1 protein-coding gene is annotated in these 1,523 nt (G+C 55.9%); it reads left to right on the top strand.

Translation table 11 applies throughout. The features are described from left to right. The first annotated feature begins 161 nt into the window (after positions 1-161). Positions 162-1,490, top strand: coding sequence for an IS110 family transposase (locus tag N430_RS29140; RefSeq protein ID WP_116583670.1), 1,329 nt, complete (start codon positions 162-164; stop codon positions 1,488-1,490). Positions 1,491-1,523 lie beyond the last annotated feature (33 nt).

Genomic DNA, 1,523 nt, shown 5'->3' with positions numbered 1-1,523 from the left:
GCACTGGTGTGTGTCCGCACACCCGCGTGGGAGAGTGATCCGCACGGTATCGGCGTGAAGTCCCTGTAGGCATCAGCTAAATCAGCTGTGACCACGTATGAGAGAGTGAACACTTTCGCCACCGTGTGCCCCGCGCGCCCCTTATCCTGCGAGGATTCATCATGGCGCGCAAGCCTTCCAAGCAACGCTTTACCGTCGTTCATCCCGATTGCGCGGCGATCGACGTCGGTGGTCGAGAGCATTTTGTGGCGGTCGATCCACGGCACGAAAATCCCGTCCAGTCGTTCACGTCCTTTACTGACGACCTGCTCAAGATGGCTGATTGGCTTGAAAGCCTGGGGATCAAGGTCGTCGCCATGGAGTCCACAGGCGTTTATTGGATTCCCATTTACGAGATCCTCAGCGAACGCGGTTTTGAGGTTTATCTCGTCAATGCCAGAGCAACTCGGCAAATCACGGGTCGCAAATCAGATGTGCTGGATTGCCAGTGGATTTGGCAGCTGATGACGCATGGGCTGCTGAGAGGTGCATTCCGCCCCGATGATCTGACCTGTTGCGTCCGCTCATTGGTCAGGCAGCGGGCTTCCAAAGTCAAAGACCAGGCACAGACCCTGAACCGGATGCAAAAGGCCATGAGCCAAATGAACATCCAGTTGGCCAATGTCATCAGTGATATTTCCGGCGTAACTGGCATGAAGATTTTGCGAGCCATCTGCGCAGGTCAACGAGACCCTGTGCAACTGGCTGAACTGACCGACCGCCGCATCAAGGCCGGCAAGGAGGCTGTCGCTCGGAGTCTTCATGGCAATTGGCGGCGTGAGCATCTGCATGCGCTGACTCAGGAATTGGCTGCCTACGACTTCTTGGAGCAGCAAATTGCTGGTTGTGACGACGCCATAAAAACCGCGCTAGAGCAGCTGCCGGTGCTGCAAAACAAGCCTGAGCCATCCAACAAGCCTTTGCGCAGCCCACACCGAAGCGGCGCCCAACAGACCGAATTGCATCAGACATTGTGGAAAGTTCTTGGCGTGGACCTGACCGCAATTCCGACCATTGGGGTGGACACCGCATTGGTGCTGGCAGGCGAGATCGGTACAGATCTATCACGTTTCCCGTCCTCACAGCACTTCTGCTCTTGGTTGGGACTGGCTCCTCCTACCCGAATCTCCGGCGGTCATCGACTGGCAGGAGGCGGGCCCAAAATAGTCAATCGAGCAGCTCAAGCACTCAAGCAGGCTGCATCCAATGCTCGTAATGACAAGGGTTTCATTGGTGCATCGCACCGAGCCAGGCTGACTCGAATGGATACCAGCTGCGCCATCAAAGCCACTGCCCACCAGTTGGCACGACTGGTGTACAACCTGCTAACCAAGAAACAGGCTTATGTCGAAAAAGGTCTTGAGGAATTCGAAGCCAGGAGCCAAGACCGACAGGTCCGGGCTTTGCTTCGCAAAGCCCGGAAACTGGGGTACCAACTGGTGGCTGCCTGAGTGCTTAAAAAACAGTGGGTTGCATTTTGTTTG

This window comes from Pseudomonas sp. CC120222-01a, from assembly GCF_003097235.1.
Taxonomy (GTDB): Bacteria; Pseudomonadota; Gammaproteobacteria; order Pseudomonadales; family Pseudomonadaceae; genus Aquipseudomonas.
The sequence above is the reverse complement of the archived record's forward strand: the minus strand, read 5'-3'. Positions and strand labels throughout refer to the sequence as shown.